Annotated in this window: 12 protein-coding genes and 1 tRNA gene; 4 read left to right on the forward strand and 9 right to left on the reverse strand. The window is 44.6% G+C overall.

Annotation, left to right across the window (positions count from 1 at the left end; all coding sequences use genetic code 11):
• Nucleotides 1-46 precede the first annotated feature (46 nt).
• The 5 genes from A3EU_RS0116145 to A3EU_RS32955 form a co-directional block, all read right to left on the reverse strand.
• Nucleotides 47-3286 (reverse strand): choice-of-anchor Q domain-containing protein, encoded by a 3240-nt coding sequence (locus tag A3EU_RS0116145; RefSeq protein ID WP_020537227.1) that lies wholly within the window; start codon nt 3284-3286, stop codon nt 47-49.
• 117 nt (nt 3287-3403) lie between these two features.
• Nucleotides 3404-4120 (reverse strand): nuclear transport factor 2 family protein, encoded by a 717-nt coding sequence (locus A3EU_RS0116150; RefSeq protein ID WP_020537228.1) that lies wholly within the window; start codon nt 4118-4120, stop codon nt 3404-3406.
• A gap of 67 nt (nt 4121-4187) precedes the next feature.
• Nucleotides 4188-4964, reverse strand: coding sequence for a hypothetical protein (locus A3EU_RS0116155; protein ID WP_020537229.1), 777 nt, complete (start codon nt 4962-4964; stop codon nt 4188-4190).
• A 76-nt stretch (nt 4965-5040) separates the two neighbouring features.
• The gene (locus tag A3EU_RS0116160) at nt 5041-5724 is read right to left on the reverse strand and encodes a DUF6616 family protein (RefSeq protein WP_020537230.1); all 684 of its coding nucleotides are present in this window, start codon (nt 5722-5724) and stop codon (nt 5041-5043) included.
• Between the two features lie 229 nt (nt 5725-5953).
• Nucleotides 5954-8836, reverse strand: coding sequence for an ATP-binding protein (locus A3EU_RS32955; protein ID WP_020537231.1), 2883 nt, complete (start codon nt 8834-8836; stop codon nt 5954-5956).
• 271 nt (nt 8837-9107) lie between these two features.
• On the opposite strand from A3EU_RS32955, the gene A3EU_RS0116170 reads away from it, so the two are divergent.
• The 3 genes from A3EU_RS0116170 (at nt 9108) to A3EU_RS0116180 (ending at nt 11446) form a co-directional block, all read left to right on the forward strand.
• Nucleotides 9108-9665 (forward strand): RNA polymerase sigma factor, encoded by a 558-nt coding sequence (locus A3EU_RS0116170; RefSeq protein WP_020537232.1) that lies wholly within the window; start codon nt 9108-9110, stop codon nt 9663-9665.
• A gap of 97 nt (nt 9666-9762) precedes the next feature.
• Complete coding sequence (locus tag A3EU_RS0116175; RefSeq protein ID WP_020537233.1) at nt 9763-10329, forward strand: hypothetical protein; 567 nt, start codon at nt 9763-9765, stop codon at nt 10327-10329.
• Entirely contained in the window at nt 10313-11446 is a 1134-nt protein-coding gene (locus A3EU_RS0116180) for a DUF4097 family beta strand repeat-containing protein (protein ID WP_020537234.1), read from the forward strand. Before A3EU_RS0116175 ends, A3EU_RS0116180 begins: the two co-directional genes overlap by 17 nt.
• Before the next feature lie 86 nt (nt 11447-11532).
• Here the strand turns inward: A3EU_RS0116180 and A3EU_RS0116185 are convergent, their stop codons facing one another.
• Entirely contained in the window at nt 11533-12357 is an 825-nt protein-coding gene (locus A3EU_RS0116185; RefSeq protein ID WP_020537235.1) for an SAM-dependent methyltransferase, read from the reverse strand.
• A gap of 70 nt (nt 12358-12427) precedes the next feature.
• Nucleotides 12428-12502: transfer RNA gene (locus A3EU_RS0116190), tRNA-Val, on the reverse strand.
• A gap of 123 nt (nt 12503-12625) precedes the next feature.
• Here A3EU_RS0116190 and A3EU_RS0116195 point away from each other — a divergent pair.
• Entirely contained in the window at nt 12626-15235 is a 2610-nt protein-coding gene (locus A3EU_RS0116195) for an AsmA family protein (protein ID WP_020537236.1), read from the forward strand.
• 111 nt (nt 15236-15346) lie between these two features.
• Here the strand turns inward: A3EU_RS0116195 and A3EU_RS0116200 are convergent, their stop codons facing one another.
• Entirely contained in the window at nt 15347-15916 is a 570-nt protein-coding gene (locus A3EU_RS0116200; protein WP_020537237.1) for a hypothetical protein, read from the reverse strand.
• Between the two features lie 208 nt (nt 15917-16124).
• On the reverse strand, nt 16125-16772 hold the full coding sequence (locus tag A3EU_RS0116205) for a hypothetical protein (RefSeq protein WP_020537238.1): 648 nt from the start codon (nt 16770-16772) through the stop codon (nt 16125-16127).
• Nucleotides 16773-16972: the final 200 nt, after the last annotated feature.

Genomic DNA, 16972 nt, shown 5'->3' on the forward strand with positions numbered 1-16972 from the left:
TCTACCGTAGCACCTGCTGGACAGATGATACTTGGTGGTGTAGTGTCTACCACCGTGATGACCTGCACACAAGTAGTAGGGTTACCACACTCATCGGTGGCCGTCCAGGTGCGGGTGATTGTTTCGGTGTTGCCACAACCAGGTACAGAACTATCGCTGAAAGTAACGGTGACCGTTCCACAACCGTCGGTACCAATCGCTGTACCGGTGGCTGATGGGGCATCGCCACATTCCACCGTCTCGTCGGGAGGAATGACAATGGTGGGGGGGTATTGTCTACTATCGTGATGAGCTGGTTACAGCTTGATGGGTTGTCGGAAGCATCCGTCGCTGTCCAGATACGGGTGATTACGCCAGTATTGCCACAAGCTGAGGCAAAAAGGTCATTCCACGTAATAATGGGCGTACTACAATTATCGCTGCCCGTTGCAGTACCAGTGCTTCCTGGTCCGGTGTCTTCGTTACACTCTACGGTAACAGCAGCAGGGCAGGTGATGCTCGGAGGCGTACTATCCACTACCGTGATCGTCGCGGGGCAGTCATCACTATCGCCATTTATATCGGTAATGGTGAGCGTTACCAGCTGCGGTGTACCCACAGCATCACAACCGAATGTATTCGGGAAAACCATGAAGTCGGCCAAGCCACAATCAGCGGTACTCCCGTTGTCAATGTCATCAGTCGTGATGGTTACGGAATTACCGACTAGTACGGCGGTAAAGTTCTCACAATTAGCTACTGGTGCTACACAGCAGTAGCTATTATTATCAGCTATCGTGAAGCTACAAGTAGTAGTAGCTGTGTTCATAAATTGATCGGTCACTTGCAGCGTCACCATCTGTGGGCCTAGGTCGTCGCAATCAAAAGTGAGGCTGTTTTCACCGTCAATTAGGAAAGATAGCGGAGTGCAACCGTCGCTGGAATCACCGATTTGTTCTGCCGTTACGATAACCGTGGTGTTAACATCGAGCTGCACCGTCAGGTTGGCGGTACAGATCGGCGTAGGATCGGGTGTAGTGCCTTGGTATTCGTAAGCACCCATGTCGATAGTAGGAGCGCCAGGGATGGCCTCGAAGGTACGGTCGTTGCCGTCGAGGTCGGTTGCTTCTGAATTAGCACTATCGTCACCAGCATCTATCGCAGGAGAGCATTCCTGGAGACGAAGGTCCCCATTTACCTGGTCAACAAAGAGAGGGTCAATATCCAGCAGATTGGTACAGGTATAAGCGACTGAGCCAGTAGGACACCCCCCTTGCACGATGGAATTAGTAATGTCAGCGCTGCCACCAACGATTAAAAATTCACTCCCCCCGTCGCCCCAAAAGATACAATTTTTCACGATTGGTGAAACACCAATAAATCCGCTCAGACCACCAGCATTGTTTCCAGAATAAGTGCAGTTGACCAGCGTTGGAAAAGAACCGGAAGCGAAGGCTGTTCCATAATTTCCATTCCCAAAGAACGTACAGTTGGTATAAATGGAATCGTCCCCGTAGGTGTTCACGCCATTTTCAACATTATTAATGAATGCACAATTCCTTACTTGCATGCTTGCAATACCATCTATTCCGTCGCTGCCATTTTCGGTAAAAACACAATTAGCAATTGTTGGTAAGACAAAATATACAGACATGCCGTCAGCATTGGCGCCCCTGATGGTAAATCCATCCAATACCGCTGTTGCACCAATGACGACGTTGGTGCAATTATCACCCAATCCCGGTACACCGATTTCACCACTTAAGATAGACACATTGGTCATCCAGTCCCTTACGCCAAAGTTTCCTTCTTGTCCTGGTGAGCCCGGGAAGCCGCCGTAGATATCGACGCCATCTTTCATCTCAAACTCGTCCGCTTGGTTGGTGCCGGGTACGTAGATCCCTTCGGCAACCCAGATTTCGGTGACACCGGGGCACGTACTCGCCAGCGCATCCTGCAAATCAGTGAAGGCATCCGTCCAGGAGGTGCCGTTGTTGAGGCCACTAGCTTCGTCATTTACATAGAGTACATTTCCACCGGGGCAGCAGGTGTTGCCTTCGTCGATACCGTTGATACAATTATTGTCTACACCATCGCAGACTTCGAGCGCATCTGGGTTGACATTAGGATTATTATCGTCACAATCGCCGGCCTGTAATACCCAGCCAGCGCCGGGGTTGGTGCAAAAACCTTGGCCAACATTGGCGCCATAGGTATCACCGTCGGTATCAGCGTAATAAGTGGTGAGGGGTACAATAGATTGGTATTCATACGCCCCCATATCTATCATAGCCCCGCTGGGGATGGCCTCAAACTTGCGGGCATTGCCAGCAAAGTCGGTAAGTTCGGTATTAGCGGTATCATCGCCAGCATCAATTGCTGGGGAGCATACTTGCAATTGAAAGTTAGTAGTACTAACGAAAAGGGGATCTGCATTGCCGCTGCCATTTGGACAATCGGTGCAAGGCCCATAGCCGCCCTGTACGATGGAGTGGGTAACGTTGGGGCTGCCATTGATACCCGTAAAATTATTTCCCCAAATAATACAGTTGATAATATTGGGGGTGCTGTTATTATTGTGTATTCCCGAGGCACTACCCGATGAGTTGCCAGAGAAAGTACAGTTGATAATATCCGGGCTACTATTGATGAAGTTGCCCATACCCCCACCAACGACGCTGGCTGAGTTTCCAGTAAAAATGCAGTTGATGATGGCGGGACTACTGGAACTATTGGCCATTCCGGCACCACTACCAAAGGGTATCCTGTTCCCTGTAAAAATACAGTTGATGATAGAAGGGCTGCTATTTTCGTTGTACATGCCGGCACCGAATCCAGTACCAAAAGGGTCACTGGTGTCTCCTCCGGTGATCGTGAAGCCATTTAATACGGCACTGCGATTTAGTCCAGAGTTATAAACTACGTGGTAACTATTATCAGTGGTGGTACTGGTGCTGCCTATTTCACCACTAAGAATGGTGACATTGGCCGACCAGTTGCGCGCGCCGATGCCAGGGTTACCTGTGTTCGGGAATCCGCCAAGAATGGCCACCCCATTTTTCATCACAAAAGCATCAGTACGGTTGATGCCGGGGGTGTAAGTACCTGCGGCCACCCATACTTCGTCACCATTATTAGAGGCATTAATCATAGTCTGCAAATTGCCGGCGGCATCGGCCCATGAAGTGCCGCCACCACTACCGCCTGCTTTCACGTATCNGGTGGTGGCCATTAGCTGGCTGGAAGCCAAGAAGACCAGCATCAGTAAAGGAAGTGTTGTTTGTAAAAATTTGGTTACCGTATTCATAGTATTAAGATTTTGTAAGTTTTTCTATCAAAAGTCCCCGCCACCCACGTATGTGTACGGGCAGCGGGGCGGTAACCAATGCTCCTTTTACAAGGGGCATTGGTTCTTCTTAAAATCCTATTGTTGATCCAGGATCAGGATGGCAGGTTTTCCAATCACGCCAGCAGCTTGCATTGCTGTTTCTGTTTTGGGGTCGGCCGCATAAGCTTGAAAAGCCTCCAAGGAGGTCCATTCACTGAGGACGTAAACGGTTTTAGGATCATCGTGCAGGGTACCGAACTCAGAGCTGATCTCCCCGGCTGCCGAACGCATCTCCGCTTTCGCTGCGAAATTCGATTTCCACTTGGCAAAATCTTCCACCTGATGATGAACCATGATTTTGACGATGGGTGTTAGTACCGTTTGGGCTATTTTCCACTGGTCTTTGTCCTGGATCATGGTATTGGTGTAGACGCCTGTGGTGTGAACCTCAATATCATACACGTTGGTGATGCCGTAGATTTCATAGGTGCCCCTGGCAACCCAAGCGTGTTCAGCGTCCGACCAATGGACACTGCGCTGGCGAAGCAATAGCGTGGCATTGTTCAACCTAAACTGTTCCGATAGGTAGTTTACGACTTGGTCGGCGCCGACCATTTTTTCGCCGGCTTGGTCGATGCGCGTCACGTATTCGGAATACATGCTTTTTAGGGCGTCGACGTTCTGTTGGTTATAAGCAGCCATATAGTCACGAGCGAAGGCCTGCATTGCGTGTTCGTTAGTGGTCATTTGTGCTTGAATTTTTGAAAAGGTGATGGTACAAAGTAGTACCGTGAAGAGCAGGTAGCTTTTCATGATGTAGGATTAAAGAATTAGTATAGTGGTGTGAAAAATCGGGTCTATAGCCCGAGGACTACGGATATTAGTGCTGTTGGGTTAGCGCTTGTTGGGCTATTTCGCGAGATAATTCGTAGACGTAGCGCCCAGTGACTTTGCTCACTTGATCGGCGAGGAAGCCTATTTCCTGGTACCACCTTTGTAAAGACTTATTTGACTTTGCTGCTTGATTTGCTCTTCTGGTGGCCAGGCCATCAGGATCATCGGCTGGGTAGACGAGTTCAAAAATGATCATGTTGTCTTCTGCTGCGTAGGTGTAGCAATCATATTCCACAGGACTATTTAGCGCTCGCAGCGATGTAGCAATTTTGCGGAGCTTATCCATCATTTCGGTACGATCGCTCGAATGGACCCGATAAGTTACTACTTCCAGGTAAGGTGCGCCCGATATTTTGGCGGGCAAAAAATCCACCTGGTTACTATGGCTCAAAGCGGCGTGGTAATGAATCCCCTTACTTTCTTGCTGGTTGACTGCTCCCGTAAATTTGGTTGGGATGGCCGGTTGGTTGGTTAATTTTTCTGTCTCTCCATGAATAAGGGTACCCCACTCCAAGGTGTGATCATCATAGACATACACGTAAAAAGGAGCATCCAACCGGGCACTAAAAGCGTTGGCCCGGTTGACGTTTTCTGAAATAAAAGCTGTTTCCTGGCCCGGTTGTATATGGAGGCGAATGATTTCGATCAACTGATCGTTGTGCTGGCCAGCCAGCGAAGAAAAAATTCCCAAAAAGAGTGTGCAGGTGACGATGAGTTGCAACCTCCTATTGCCAAATTGTAATACTAGATTAATGTCGTACATAGAATATGAGTTTTAAGGATTGTGCCCAGCAGAATAGCTAGTGCATCACAATCTGTCAGCGTTTAGATTCTTTGCCTTACTGCGCAATCAGAAATTCCATCACCGCCGGAGGCGTAGAGGCTTCTCCACTCATGTTGACCTGAAGGAAGTATTTGTACCAGTTAGAACTGGCCACTGCCTGCTCGAAGCCCCTTACACTTTCTTGGCTAGGGAAGCTCCAGGTAGCGAAGAAATCATAATCGGCACGTTGGTCGGTTTCTAGATTATTCACCCCCCAACTGATGATTTCTACGCCACCAGCCAATATATTTTCGATTGGGGCAACCAATGATTCCAGATAAACCCTTTGCTCTTGGTCGCTGAGTGCTTTCCAGGCTTCGGTAGCGGTCCAGGCTTCAATGAAATGAATGCGTTCTTGGTCTTTTGCTACTGGTGTAGTACTATAACTTCGATAAACATCTACTTTGACACCCGCTTCGTCTTGCATAGCAGAAAAGCTATTGTAGTCGCCTGATTCTACTTCCAGAAAAATCTGTTGCTTATCGTTGGTTTGTGCATCGAGATGGATGGTAACAGAAAAAAGAAAAATGATCGTTAGTAATTTGACGGAAATAAATGGAACAACTTTCTTTTGAGATTTTTGAAAATTTCCACACAATTTCCTTGCAGTCAATTGTTTAGAAAATTTTAAAAAACCGAAAGTTGTTACACTTATTTTTTCTCCGTCTCTTAAGAAGAAAAAGGATATATGGTTTTTCATGATAAAGGGTTTTGCTTGCTCGTTTGTGTAATTGTGCTACTAAAGCTGTTAGCTTTTTTAAGGTCGCTATCAACTTATGGTCTCACGTCCAATACTACAAAGGTGCAAGCAAGGCACAGGAATGCCTTTCACCTATTATTCAAAAGCGTGAAGCTATCTTACAGGAAAGGGAAAAAGTCTAGGACTTATTTTACAAACGGATGCAATACAAATGCTAAAGATCTGAATTTCAACGCCTTAAAAACCCACTTGGGTTCTTGCCGAATTCTTTTTGAAATGTTCTGGAAAAGTAGCTGGGATCAGCAAACCCTACTTCATAGGCCACCTCAGAAACGGTCAATTGACCTTCTTTTAGCAATTCAAGGCCTTGTTGTAAGCGGTAGGAACGTATAAACTGGGAGGGCGTCTTGTTCGTTAGTGCTTTCAGTTTACGATACAGTTGCATCTGACTGAGGTGGCTCGCGGTGGCCAATTGAGTCACTCCAAACTCCGTATCACTGAGCCGAGCATGAATGTGTTCGTGCAGTTTGTTTACGAAAATATCTTCTATAGAAAGAGCGCTTGGGTCAACGGCTGCATCCACAGTACTACTGGCATAACGCCGTTGCAATTGCTTACGCACTTCTATTAGCCTCTTCAGACGGATCATCAATTCCTCTTTATCAAAAGGTTTGGTGAGATAGGCATCTGCTCCATAGCTTAACCCCTGAACTTTGTCTTGCTGAGTAGCCTTGGCGGTCAGTAAAATAACAGGAATATGGCTCGTACGTTCGTCCTGTTTTAATGTTTCGCACACTTCGTAACCATTTTTTTGGGGCATCATCACGTCGCTGATGATGATATCAGGAATAATTTCGAGGGCTTGTTCAATGCCTAATGCACCATTTTTGGCAGTATGAAAAAGGTACTGCCCATGCAAAATGGTTTTGATGTAGGTAATGATATCCTGATTGTCTTCAATGATCAGTAATTCCGGAAGTCCTGAAGTAAGTGCTTCTGATGCTTCGTCTTGCAGCGCTGTTGAAGTAGCGAAGGTCAAGCCCTCCTCTATAGGCAGAAGGGCATTTATGGGCTGCGATGACGTAGCGGCTATGTTGGCTTCAATCGGCAGATAAAGGGTAAATTCGGTACCGGATCCTTTCTCACTCTCTACTTCTATCCGACCATTCATTAACTCAACCAGCTCTTTGGTCAAGGCCAGGCCAATGCCTGTTCCTTCTGCTTGCTGGTTCTTCGTATCATTCACTTGATAAAAGCGGTCGAAAATGTGGTCGATGTTTTCAGGAGAAATGCCCTGCCCCGTATCTTTCACTTTTAATTTAAGCAAAGGTTGCCCCACCTCCTCTACTTTGTTAGCGTGGAAAACAATCCTTCCGCCCTCAGGCGTAAATTTCAGCGCATTGGAAAGTAAGTTATAAACGATTTGCTGGATGACACGCTCGTCGTAATCCATACTCACCTCTTTTTCTTCAGAATAAAAAACCAGGCGAATGTTTTTTTGCGTCGCGGTTGAATAAAAAGATTCTGTCAAGTATTGCAGGTACACGATGATATCTTGGTGTACCGGGTTTAAGGTCAGGCTACCCGATTCTAGTTTTGACAAGTCGAGCAGTTGGTTGATAAGCATCAGTAAGCTAGCACTATTACGTTTGATCAATTCCTTTTCTTTAGAATGACCTTTTATATTCTCGCTCATCCCCATAATTACCGTCAGTGGAGTGCGGAATTCGTGGGTAATATTGGTGTAGAAACGGGCCTTGAATTCATTGAGTTCTTTTAGGCGATCAGCCTCCAATTGCTTTTTCTCTTGAATGAGTTGACTTTCCTTGAGCGCAAATTTGGCTTGTTCTCCGGCCTGAAGCTGCTGTCGCTGACGGTATGCCAAACCCAGCGAAAAGACGATTACCTCAATAATCGCTCCTACTTTTAAGTAGAAAATGGAATAAGGTGTACTAGGTGACAACCTAGAAAGCAGGGTCAGGAAAAAGCCTAGCGTGATGATCGCAATACCCGCCACTACGAACCGCCCTTTGGTATCTCCGGTTTTATACAAAGGAAAAAGGAACAGCAAACAAGAAAACGTCACCAAGGCGACGTAGAACATACTCACCTGATCTTCCACCTTATAGCTAAAGTTAGAGTAAACGGACAGCACTACAGACAGTGCTATCAACGGAATTCCTAAATAGATAAGATACTTAAAATAACGATCCCATCCAGGTAACAACTGCTCTAAATCCAGAAAACTACGGATGAAAGCAACATAACACATCAATCCCCCAAACAGAACCAGCTTGAACAAGCTGTAATACAACGGATGTTGCGTAAACAGGACATTGCCCAACCAATCGGTCAGATCACTGGACGAAAAACTGACGTATAATACCACCGCCAGGATATAACCAGAATAAAAGAGAAAGCTGCTGTCGCGGTCAAAGAAGTAAACAATGAGGTTATAAAACAACATCATCAATAAAAAACCGATAAAAATCGAGCTGCCTGTTTTATCTATCACCAGTTTGTCATAAAAATCATCTAGTGGTTGAGCAAAAAGGTAAAAAGAAGGAATAATCTCTTCCTGTTTACTGATCCCCCGAAAGTAGATGGTTACCACCTCACCGGGGGGTAATATTATTTTGACCAAATTGCCTTTTGTGCTAGGCACAAACTTCTTTTGTGAGTAGGGCGTAGATGCACCACTAAGTTGTCGTTCCCAATGACCTTCTGTGGTGAGGAGGTAAATTTCCAAAGCAGACCAGGTGTCGGAAAAAGCGAAGGTCCATTCGGGGTACTGATCCGCTTCCGGCAGACGATTTTCTACCTGAATTTTTCCCCAGTAGTACTGGTAATTCTGCATGGGAAGAGGATAATCCTCATAAAACAAGAATTCACTTTGTTGGGCGGGCTGCAATATATCGTCCAGCGTATACTTACCCATGCTGTCGGCTAAAACCTGAGTGAACGTTCGCAGCTTATAATTTGTCTGATCCTGCTCCAGCAACGCCACTGGCGGAATACTACCAGGTACAGCCAGCGAAAAATCAGTATTCTGACAGCTGACCAGTAGTAACAACAGTATCCCAAAAAAAATAGCATGTTTATGCTTATGCATACCAGTGTTTTGTGCAATCCTTTCGTAAAATACGACATTCTCAGAGAGAACGAATAATTTAATTGTGGATCAACGTTAGCGGCCGACAAGCTAAAATTATTATTGCTTCTTAAATTTTTTTTAACATTTCCTACTACTGGTGCAACCTTCGCATAAGACCTCTGTCATTACCCATGTAAGTAAAACAGAATCACCCCTCTGTAATTTAAAAAAGGCCGGGGGCATTTGTTCCCCGGCAATTTTTTACTTTAGAGCGACGGCAACATTGGTCATGAAAAGCAATAAGGCCACTTTGGACTATGTGAATACGCATCGAGAAATTATCCAGGAATGTCAGCACGGCAACCGGCAGGCACAGTTCGAGCTATACAAGCACTACAACCGTGCTATGTTTAACGTGTGCTTACGGATGCTAGGAAATGAACACGACGCTGAAGATATTCTACAAGTGTCTTTTGTGCAGATTTTCAAGAAGATTGACACCTTTCGTTTTGAGAGCGCTATAGGAGCCTGGATAAAAAGAATAGTGGTCAACAACTGCATCAATTTTCATAAAAAGCGAAAGCTTCAGTTTTCTGAATGGGATGCTAAAATTGACCCTGTTGACGAATCATCCGAGCCACCTGTTCCTGATGGGCTGAAAGTTCAGCAAATCAAACAGGCTATGACCCAGTTATCTGATGGATATCGTACCGTTTTTAGCCTTTACGCCATTGAAGGGTACGATCATCAGGAAATAGCAAACATTTTGGGTATTAGCGAAGCGACCTCTAAGTCGCAGTATTGTCGTGCCCGGAAAAGATTAAAAGAAATTTTGCAAACACAATAGCTTGATCATTATTAAGCGATGTGTTTGGTTTGAATAAGATTATCTCTGTCTGATCTAGAAATATTTTCTAAATCAGCGGATGTAAAGCGAGTGAAAAATGCAACAGAACGATTTAGAAAAATTCATCCTTGACAACAGGGATGCCTTTGACGACGCACGTCCTAGTCTTAAACTCTGGGCTGCTATTGAGAAGAATCTCAACGAAGAGAAGGCTCCCTCGCACACTGTGCGTAATCGTCGCCCCTGGTACCAGGTAGCAGCTACGGTACTAATTCTCCTCACGGCAGGAGGTCTTGGAGGCGCTTTCCTTACGCAACAGACACAACAACCCACCGCACAAAGTTTGATTGAAGACGTTGCTCCCGAGTTCGCAGAAATGGAGCAATACTACAATCAACGCATCAAAGAGAACTACGCCCGTTTAACAACCCACACACAAGATCCTGAAATTGACGCGGACCTACAGCAGCTAGACAATGCGATGGCCGAACTTCGGGAAGATTTAACAAATGCACCCTCCGGGCGCGAAGAAATGATCGTACAGCAACTTATTGAAAGCTACCGTCTCAAACTTCAAATCCTGGAGCGCATTCTGGAGCGCATCGAAAATATTGACAACAGTATTACTACACCAGACAACAACAGCAATGAAACCAGTATTTAAACTACTCCGGGCGGGCAGCCTACTTTTTGCGGCCCTGCTTACCATCGGTAGCCTGATGGCCGGGACCAACCCTACAAGGGAGTTTTCAAAAACCATTAACAAGCAGTTCAACATGGCATCAAATGGCCTTGTAGAACTCTCTAACCGGCACGGAAAAATCGACATTAAAACATGGGATCAGAGTAATGTCCGTGTTTCTGTGAAAATCTTGGTCGATGCCAAAAGCGAAGAAGACGCCCAAGAGGTCTTCGAACGTATCAGCATCAACTTTTCTAACAACAGCAGCAGTGTTTCTGCTATTACAGAAATCCAGGACAAGAAATCCAGTTGGTGGGGATGGGGTGATAACAATGACGAATTCTCTATCAACTACGAAGTATTTATGCCCGCAGCTGGCAGCCTTGATGTAACCGCTAAGTATTGTGATGTTTACGCAGCAACGATTGCTGGTTCAGGTAAATTCCAAGTAAAATACGGCAACTTCAAACTGGATGGCCTCGGAGAAGACAGTGACATCACACTTGCCTATGGAAACGGTTCACTTAACCGTGTTCGTGATCTAAAGGTAGACCTTGCTTATGGCAACCTTGATGTAGAAGAAGCCAGTGACCTTACTGTCGATGTTCGCTATGGCAACATTGATGTCGCCCAAGCCGGAGACATTATCAGTGATTCCCGCTACTCTAACTTCAAGCTGGGCGAAATTCGTGAGTTCCGTAATAACGGAAAATACGACAATGTTGAAATTGGCTTTGCAGAAGAAGTGGTTTGCGAAACCCACTACACCAGTGTTCAGGTCGGGCGCCTATCCCGCCGAATGAACCTTGACATGGCTTATGGGTCTGCAAAAACAGGAAAAGTCGATGCGAGTTTCGACGAAATCAACCTCAATGGTCGATACACCGATTTTAAAATCAGTATGGATCCTGGCATTAATTGCTCACTGGACCTTTCGGGAAACTATGCCGACATTCGCTTACCATCTTCTGGTGTGAGAACCAGCTATGACGCCCAAGATGGCAACTCTCACGAAGTGCGGGGCACCATGGGCAATGGAGGAAACAGCAGTATTAAGGCTAGAATGAGCTACGGAGGAATCGTTGTACGGACGAATTAGAAAAGCTAGAGCTTTAAATAAAAAGACAGCGGGCAAAGCGATCAATGATTGCTCTGCCCGCTGTTTTTTTTATTTTCGTGCTGTTCCTAAGCATTGATCTTTTGAAAAATCAACAAGCCCCAATCAAGGGCATCCTGCTTTGCTGCGTTTTCCCAAGAAGATAATTCTTGATCTAAACTCTTTAAGAATGCTGCAGTAGGCTTCTTAAGACCGCTTGGAAACGGTGCAGTAATCGCACTTCGTAGTTCTGTTAAATGCTGTGGCAGGTATTGAGATAGCATTGCCGTGTAGACTTTAAGCAGTAAAGCACGATCAGCAAATTTTTGATAATTAGCAACCTCTGGAAAAGCATCCAATTCCAATAAATCAGCAACAGTAGCTAAAGCATCTTCAGAGGTCCCTTCTTTTTTTACGAGGCTCGTAAAAACAAAGCGACCTTTAGGAGTCAGTACACGTTGTACTTCTCGAAAAAGTTTAGCTTTTTTCTCAACACCAAGCATGGTATCCTGGGCCCAAACGATATCAAAGCTCTCGCGGTCAAACGGAAAAGAACTTAGGACACCTTCAGAAACGCCTACCTTTTTCTCCATTCCTTCTGCTGCGATCTTCTTTTCCAGCAACTGATTGTAGTCAGTATTTGGGTCAAGGCATTCAATTTTGCAGCCGAACTCTGTTTCCAAAGCCATTACCGTAGCACCTAACTGCGAACCGATCACCAACATTTTGGTACTCTTCGCAATTTTAGGGATCAAACGCACCATTTTAGCGGTCGTTTGCTCACAAGCTTCCGTTAACGTCAAGGATTCAGGGCGATAAATGCCCAAATGGAAGTAGCCCCCAAAAAGTTGTTCAAAAAAAGCGGTAGCGGCGGGGTCTCCGCTAAATTTATTAATCGTATTGCTAAATATCATAGACTATCAAAGATAGGAAAAATTTCGGCGCAAAAAAAAAGGAACCTGCCGAAGCAGATTCCTAATTTTGTGGGCGATGAGAGACTCGAACTCCCGACCCCCTCGGTGTAAACGAGGTGCTCTAAACCAACTGAGCTAATCGCCCTTTGCGTTAAGCGAATGCAAATATAGGGGGTCTTTTTTTTATGTGCAAGACCTTCTCGAAAAAAAATAAAATTATTTTTCTCTTCGACTTCCGTATTTTTACCTGTATATCCACTTCAACATTATGAAACGCTTCTTCAAACGCTTGCTAATTGTTCTTAGTATTCTTTTTTTACTCCTCTGCGGAGCCGTATTTGTAATATCTAGTCTCTTTTCCGATCAAATCGGAGAACGGGTCGTTAGTGAATTGAATCAACAGCTCAAAAGCGAGCTAGAGGTAGAAGGTTTCGAGCTTTCTTTTCTAAGAACCTTCCCTAATATTGGAGCAAACCTAAGAGGTGTCAGCCTAAAAGGAACAGATGAGGAAGACCTTCTTGTCGCAGATGAACTTTCCTTTCGTGCCGGTTTATGGAGCTTGCTCGGTTCGGATGTTCAACTCAAGTCGGTAGTTCTTAGCGATGGCATTTTACGAATTGCTGTAGATAGGGACGGCAATGCTAATTACGATATCTTTAAAACGGAAGAGACTGAACCAGCTCCAGAAGAAAACACTACGTCTGCCAGTATAAACCTGGAAAAAGCAGTCGTAAGCAACATGAAATTATTTTACAGCGATGCACAGAACAAGCAACGCCTGACGATGGATATTGAAGAAGCCATATTTGCCGGAAACTTTGGGAGTTCTCAGTACAAATTAAATAGTGAAGCTCAATTATTTATTAAATACCTCGAATCCGACGGTGAGAGCCTTCTTAGCAATCGGCCTTTCGCTTATAACACTGAGATAGCCGTGAATACCGAAGAAGGGCAATATCAAATTGATGAATTGCGCCTACAGGTAGGAGAGCTTCCGCTGGAAGCTTCAGGTAACTTTAGAATACAAGAAGAGGAAACCTTCATTAACCTCAGCTTTAGCAGTGAAGATGGAAAGTTAGAAGATGTCTTGAGTTTACTTCCTGATGAATATAAAAACCAGTTAAATGGTATAGAAACTGACGGTGACTTTAGCCTCAACGCCACGATTGAAGGGGTACAAAACAAGCAACAGCAACCCAAAATAACGGCTGAATTGCGTTTTGCTGATGGCCGTATTTCTGGCGATCGTGTCAATGCCCGAGTTCGTGACCTTGGCTTCCTGGCTTATTACACCAATGGCACCCAACAAAATGACAAAACGTCGAAAATCGTTATTGAAAACCTTCATGGAGAATTCGAGCGAGAACCTTTCGCACTTGATCTTACCATCGAAAATTTTAGCGAACCCAGTATCGTATTCGCCGCAGATGGCACCCTGGCTCCAGGAGCCTTAATGGCCTTTATTCCCGATGAAAGGATTTCTTCCGGTAACGGGAAAATACATCTCAACCGGCTTCGGATAAGAGGCAGATACGAAGATATGCTTCGCAGTAGCCGAATAGGCAGGGTAGACATGGGTGGTTCGCTAAGCTTTGAAAACGCAGGCTTTACTATAAACGATGAAGACATAAGCCTGAGCAGTGGGGAGATTGTCCTTGAGCAAAACACCCTGACTGCCAAAGCCGTCACCCTGGATGCCCCGGGCACAAAGATGCTTTTTGATGGTCGGGCAACCAATATTCTCCCGGTATTACTCGCCGATTCAGTGAACTCTCAGGGAGCAACACTGGTCTTTGATGCCCGCCTTCAGGCCACCGAGTTGGACATTGATCAACTAATGGCACTCGGAGCCCCTTCAGAAATAGCCCAAGAAGAAGCAGAAGCCACAGGAACAACGGATTCGCTAGCTCAGGCAGAAGTAGAAAAGCGAGAGTTTTTTACCCGTTTCTTGGATGGCACTTTTGCTGCCGAAATCCAAAGCTTCAATTACGACCTAGTAGAAGGAGAAGACTTCAAGGGAAACCTTACCTTTAAAGACGGTACAATGACCATTGCGGGAAACACCAAAACTATGGATGGTGAATTTCTTTTGGATGGCGAAATGAGATTTACGGAAACACCTGTATTAACGGCAAAACTCAGCGGAAACAGGATCAACATCTATGAGTTTTTCAGGCAATCAGAAAATTTCGGGCAGGATTTTCTCGTCGCAGACAACCTCGAAGGGCAACTTGATACCCGAATTTTTGTTGAAGCTCATTTTGACAACGCCGGCAACTTTCAAGAAGATCAACTAAGGGTACTTGCTGGCGTAGGCCTCAAAGACGGCGTATTGAAAGACTTCGCTATGCTAGAGGACTTTTCCACATTTGTGAATATTCGCGATCTACAAGAAATTCGTTTTACCAGCCTTCAAAACTTCTTTGAGGTTAGAAATAGTAAACTCTACCTCCCTGTTATGTTTATCCAAAGCAACGCCTTGAATATGACCATTAGCGGTGAGCATACTTTCGATCAGGACATCAACTACTTCGTTAAAGTCAATGCTGGGCAGGTCATGGCTGATCGGTTCCGCCGGCACAACGCTAAGCTGAAGCCTAAACCAGCCAGGCGAAAGGGATTCTTCAATCTTTACTATGCCATTTTAGGCAACCTGGATGATTATAACTTCGTATCGGATAAACGACGGGTAGAAAACGATTTCCGCGAAAGCGACAGGCGTAAACGCGACATCCACTTTGAACTGGAACGCTTGTTTGGCACCATTATAGAACTCGTTGACGAGCCACTAGACTGGCGTGACATTCCTGAGTACGAAGAGAACCCCGATAGCGACGAACCGGAATTTTTAGATATGGAGATTGAAGGTGGAAATTAGTGCTGAGAATCGTTTTTGTTTATAGTCCTCCAAGGCAGGATTTACTTTCAGTGCTACTTCGCGGTGTGAATTCTGACTTGACGAACGATAAATGTTTTAAGGCATCCATTTTTAATACCAATTAAATCCTAGTCCAATAGAGAGCACTACCGCTTCTCGATCTTTACCATCATCTAAATTAGTCCAGCCCATCTGCAGTTGGGTTTGAAGGTCTAGTGCAAAGTTTTTCTTTTGCACTAATTCATACCCTGTACTGAAGGAAACTGCTCCACCAAAATTCCAGTCTTCATCTTTAATGTTATCTTCATAGATTGCTGGAAAATCCATAGCTAGACCTGCACCAGCATTTACCCACCATCGGTCTTTTACCCAATATTGAACAGATGGCATAAATGCATCAAAACTTCGGTCTTTACCTTGGTATTCGTAGCCCATTCCAGAATACATTCCTAGAATAGCTAGGCGATCATTGACCATCCAACCCAATTTCAAATTTGGAAAACTGCCGCCGCCCTGAGCTTCGTCGAAAGGTATTTCTTGATCGCTATCAGATATACTGATTACACCACCGCCTATTCCAAAACCAATGACAAATCCTTTTCTTTCAATTTGGTTGGTCTCATTTTGACCATAAGAGAGAAGCGCACAAAACGTAAATACAAAAATTAATAAGCTTTTCATTTCCAATCGTTATATAACAAGTAATTGATTTTATTTATCAGACTATATCGTCCTCCAACCCAAGATTTGTGAATTCTGTCTTGTCCTTTTTCGCCTCACTACGTTGGAAAGCCTCGCCAACGCGCTGCGTTTCCTGCGTTTTCCGCCTTGTGAGTCAAAAAAATGACTTTGCCATATTTTCACAAACCCTGACTTGGAAGACTATAGCTTAAAATTTCCACCCGATGTAAATATTTGGCTCAAAGAGAAAGACGTTTCCATATTTATCGTCAAACTCCCTAAACCCTTCAGGGGAATTGTTATCAAACATCCACTGGTTGATATGAACCTGAGGTTCTATGAAAAATCGTTTTTTCTTCCCAAATGCAACATGGTAGCCCAAATGAAGCGAGTTGTAAAGCTTAAATCCATTTTTAATTTTATTACCATCTAAATCCGTGTAGGTTTGAATTTGCGGAAGGACTTCAACAGAAGCAAATAACCCTTTCCAAAGCATGCGTTGGTAGGTGATACCTATTCCTGTTTCCCTTAAATATCCATCGTAATACTCAGTTCCAGACTCTATTTTATCTACCACGCCATCCCACCAGGTGATTCCCATGGGTTGAAATAATCGCCAGGTGGCAAACTTTACCCCAATGATGTTCTTATTATCTAGGTTGCGTTTTACATGTAATTCTACCATTTGAGTACTTGTTCGACTGCTCCAACCATAGATAATCTCATCTGGAACAAGATAAGGTATACTTACCCTCCACTTATGAGCTACTTCCGTTTCTTGATCTACTGACGAGTTGCTTTGAGAAAAAGCACTAAGTGTGTAAAAAGATAGAAGAATTAAAAATAGATTTTTCATAACAGTATTTTTTTGGAAAACTCCGATTGCTACCAAGCACCTCCCATTATCGTTAATTCATTTAATAAATGGGAAAGGAGTCATCAGCCGATGATTACTTACGCTGCTTGATCGAATTGTTAATACAAAGATGGAGTGAAAAAGGAAGTGAATCGTTCTGAAGTGAAATTTGGAACTTTTTAGTGAGATTTAGAACTTTT

The organism is Lewinella cohaerens DSM 23179 (assembly GCF_000379805.1).
GTDB lineage: Bacteria > Bacteroidota > Bacteroidia > Chitinophagales > Saprospiraceae > Lewinella > Lewinella cohaerens.

Bases quoted from the DNA above. Each gene is read 5' to 3' on its own strand.
- A3EU_RS0116175 (WP_020537233.1), top strand. From the start codon at position 9,763: ATGCAACAGAACGATTTAGAAAAATTCATCCTTGACAACAGGGATGCC.
- A3EU_RS0116170 (WP_020537232.1), top strand. From the start codon at position 9,108: ATGAAAAGCAATAAGGCCACTTTGGACTATGTGAATACGCATCGAGAA.
- A3EU_RS0116160 (WP_020537230.1), bottom strand. From the start codon at position 5,724: ATGAAAAACCATATATCCTTTTTCTTCTTAAGAGACGGAGAAAAAATA.
- A3EU_RS0116155 (WP_020537229.1), bottom strand. From the start codon at position 4,964: ATGTACGACATTAATCTAGTATTACAATTTGGCAATAGGAGGTTGCAA.
- A3EU_RS32955 (WP_020537231.1), bottom strand. From the start codon at position 8,836: ATGCATAAGCATAAACATGCTATTTTTTTTGGGATACTGTTGTTACTA.
- A3EU_RS0116200 (WP_020537237.1), bottom strand. From the start codon at position 15,916: ATGAAAAGCTTATTAATTTTTGTATTTACGTTTTGTGCGCTTCTCTCT.
- A3EU_RS0116195 (WP_020537236.1), top strand. From the start codon at position 12,626: ATGAAACGCTTCTTCAAACGCTTGCTAATTGTTCTTAGTATTCTTTTT.
- A3EU_RS0116185 (WP_020537235.1), bottom strand. From the start codon at position 12,357: ATGATATTTAGCAATACGATTAATAAATTTAGCGGAGACCCCGCCGCT.
- A3EU_RS0116150 (WP_020537228.1), bottom strand. From the start codon at position 4,120: ATGAAAAGCTACCTGCTCTTCACGGTACTACTTTGTACCATCACCTTT.
- A3EU_RS0116205 (WP_020537238.1), bottom strand. From the start codon at position 16,772: ATGAAAAATCTATTTTTAATTCTTCTATCTTTTTACACACTTAGTGCT.
- A3EU_RS0116180 (WP_020537234.1), top strand. From the start codon at position 10,313: ATGAAACCAGTATTTAAACTACTCCGGGCGGGCAGCCTACTTTTTGCG.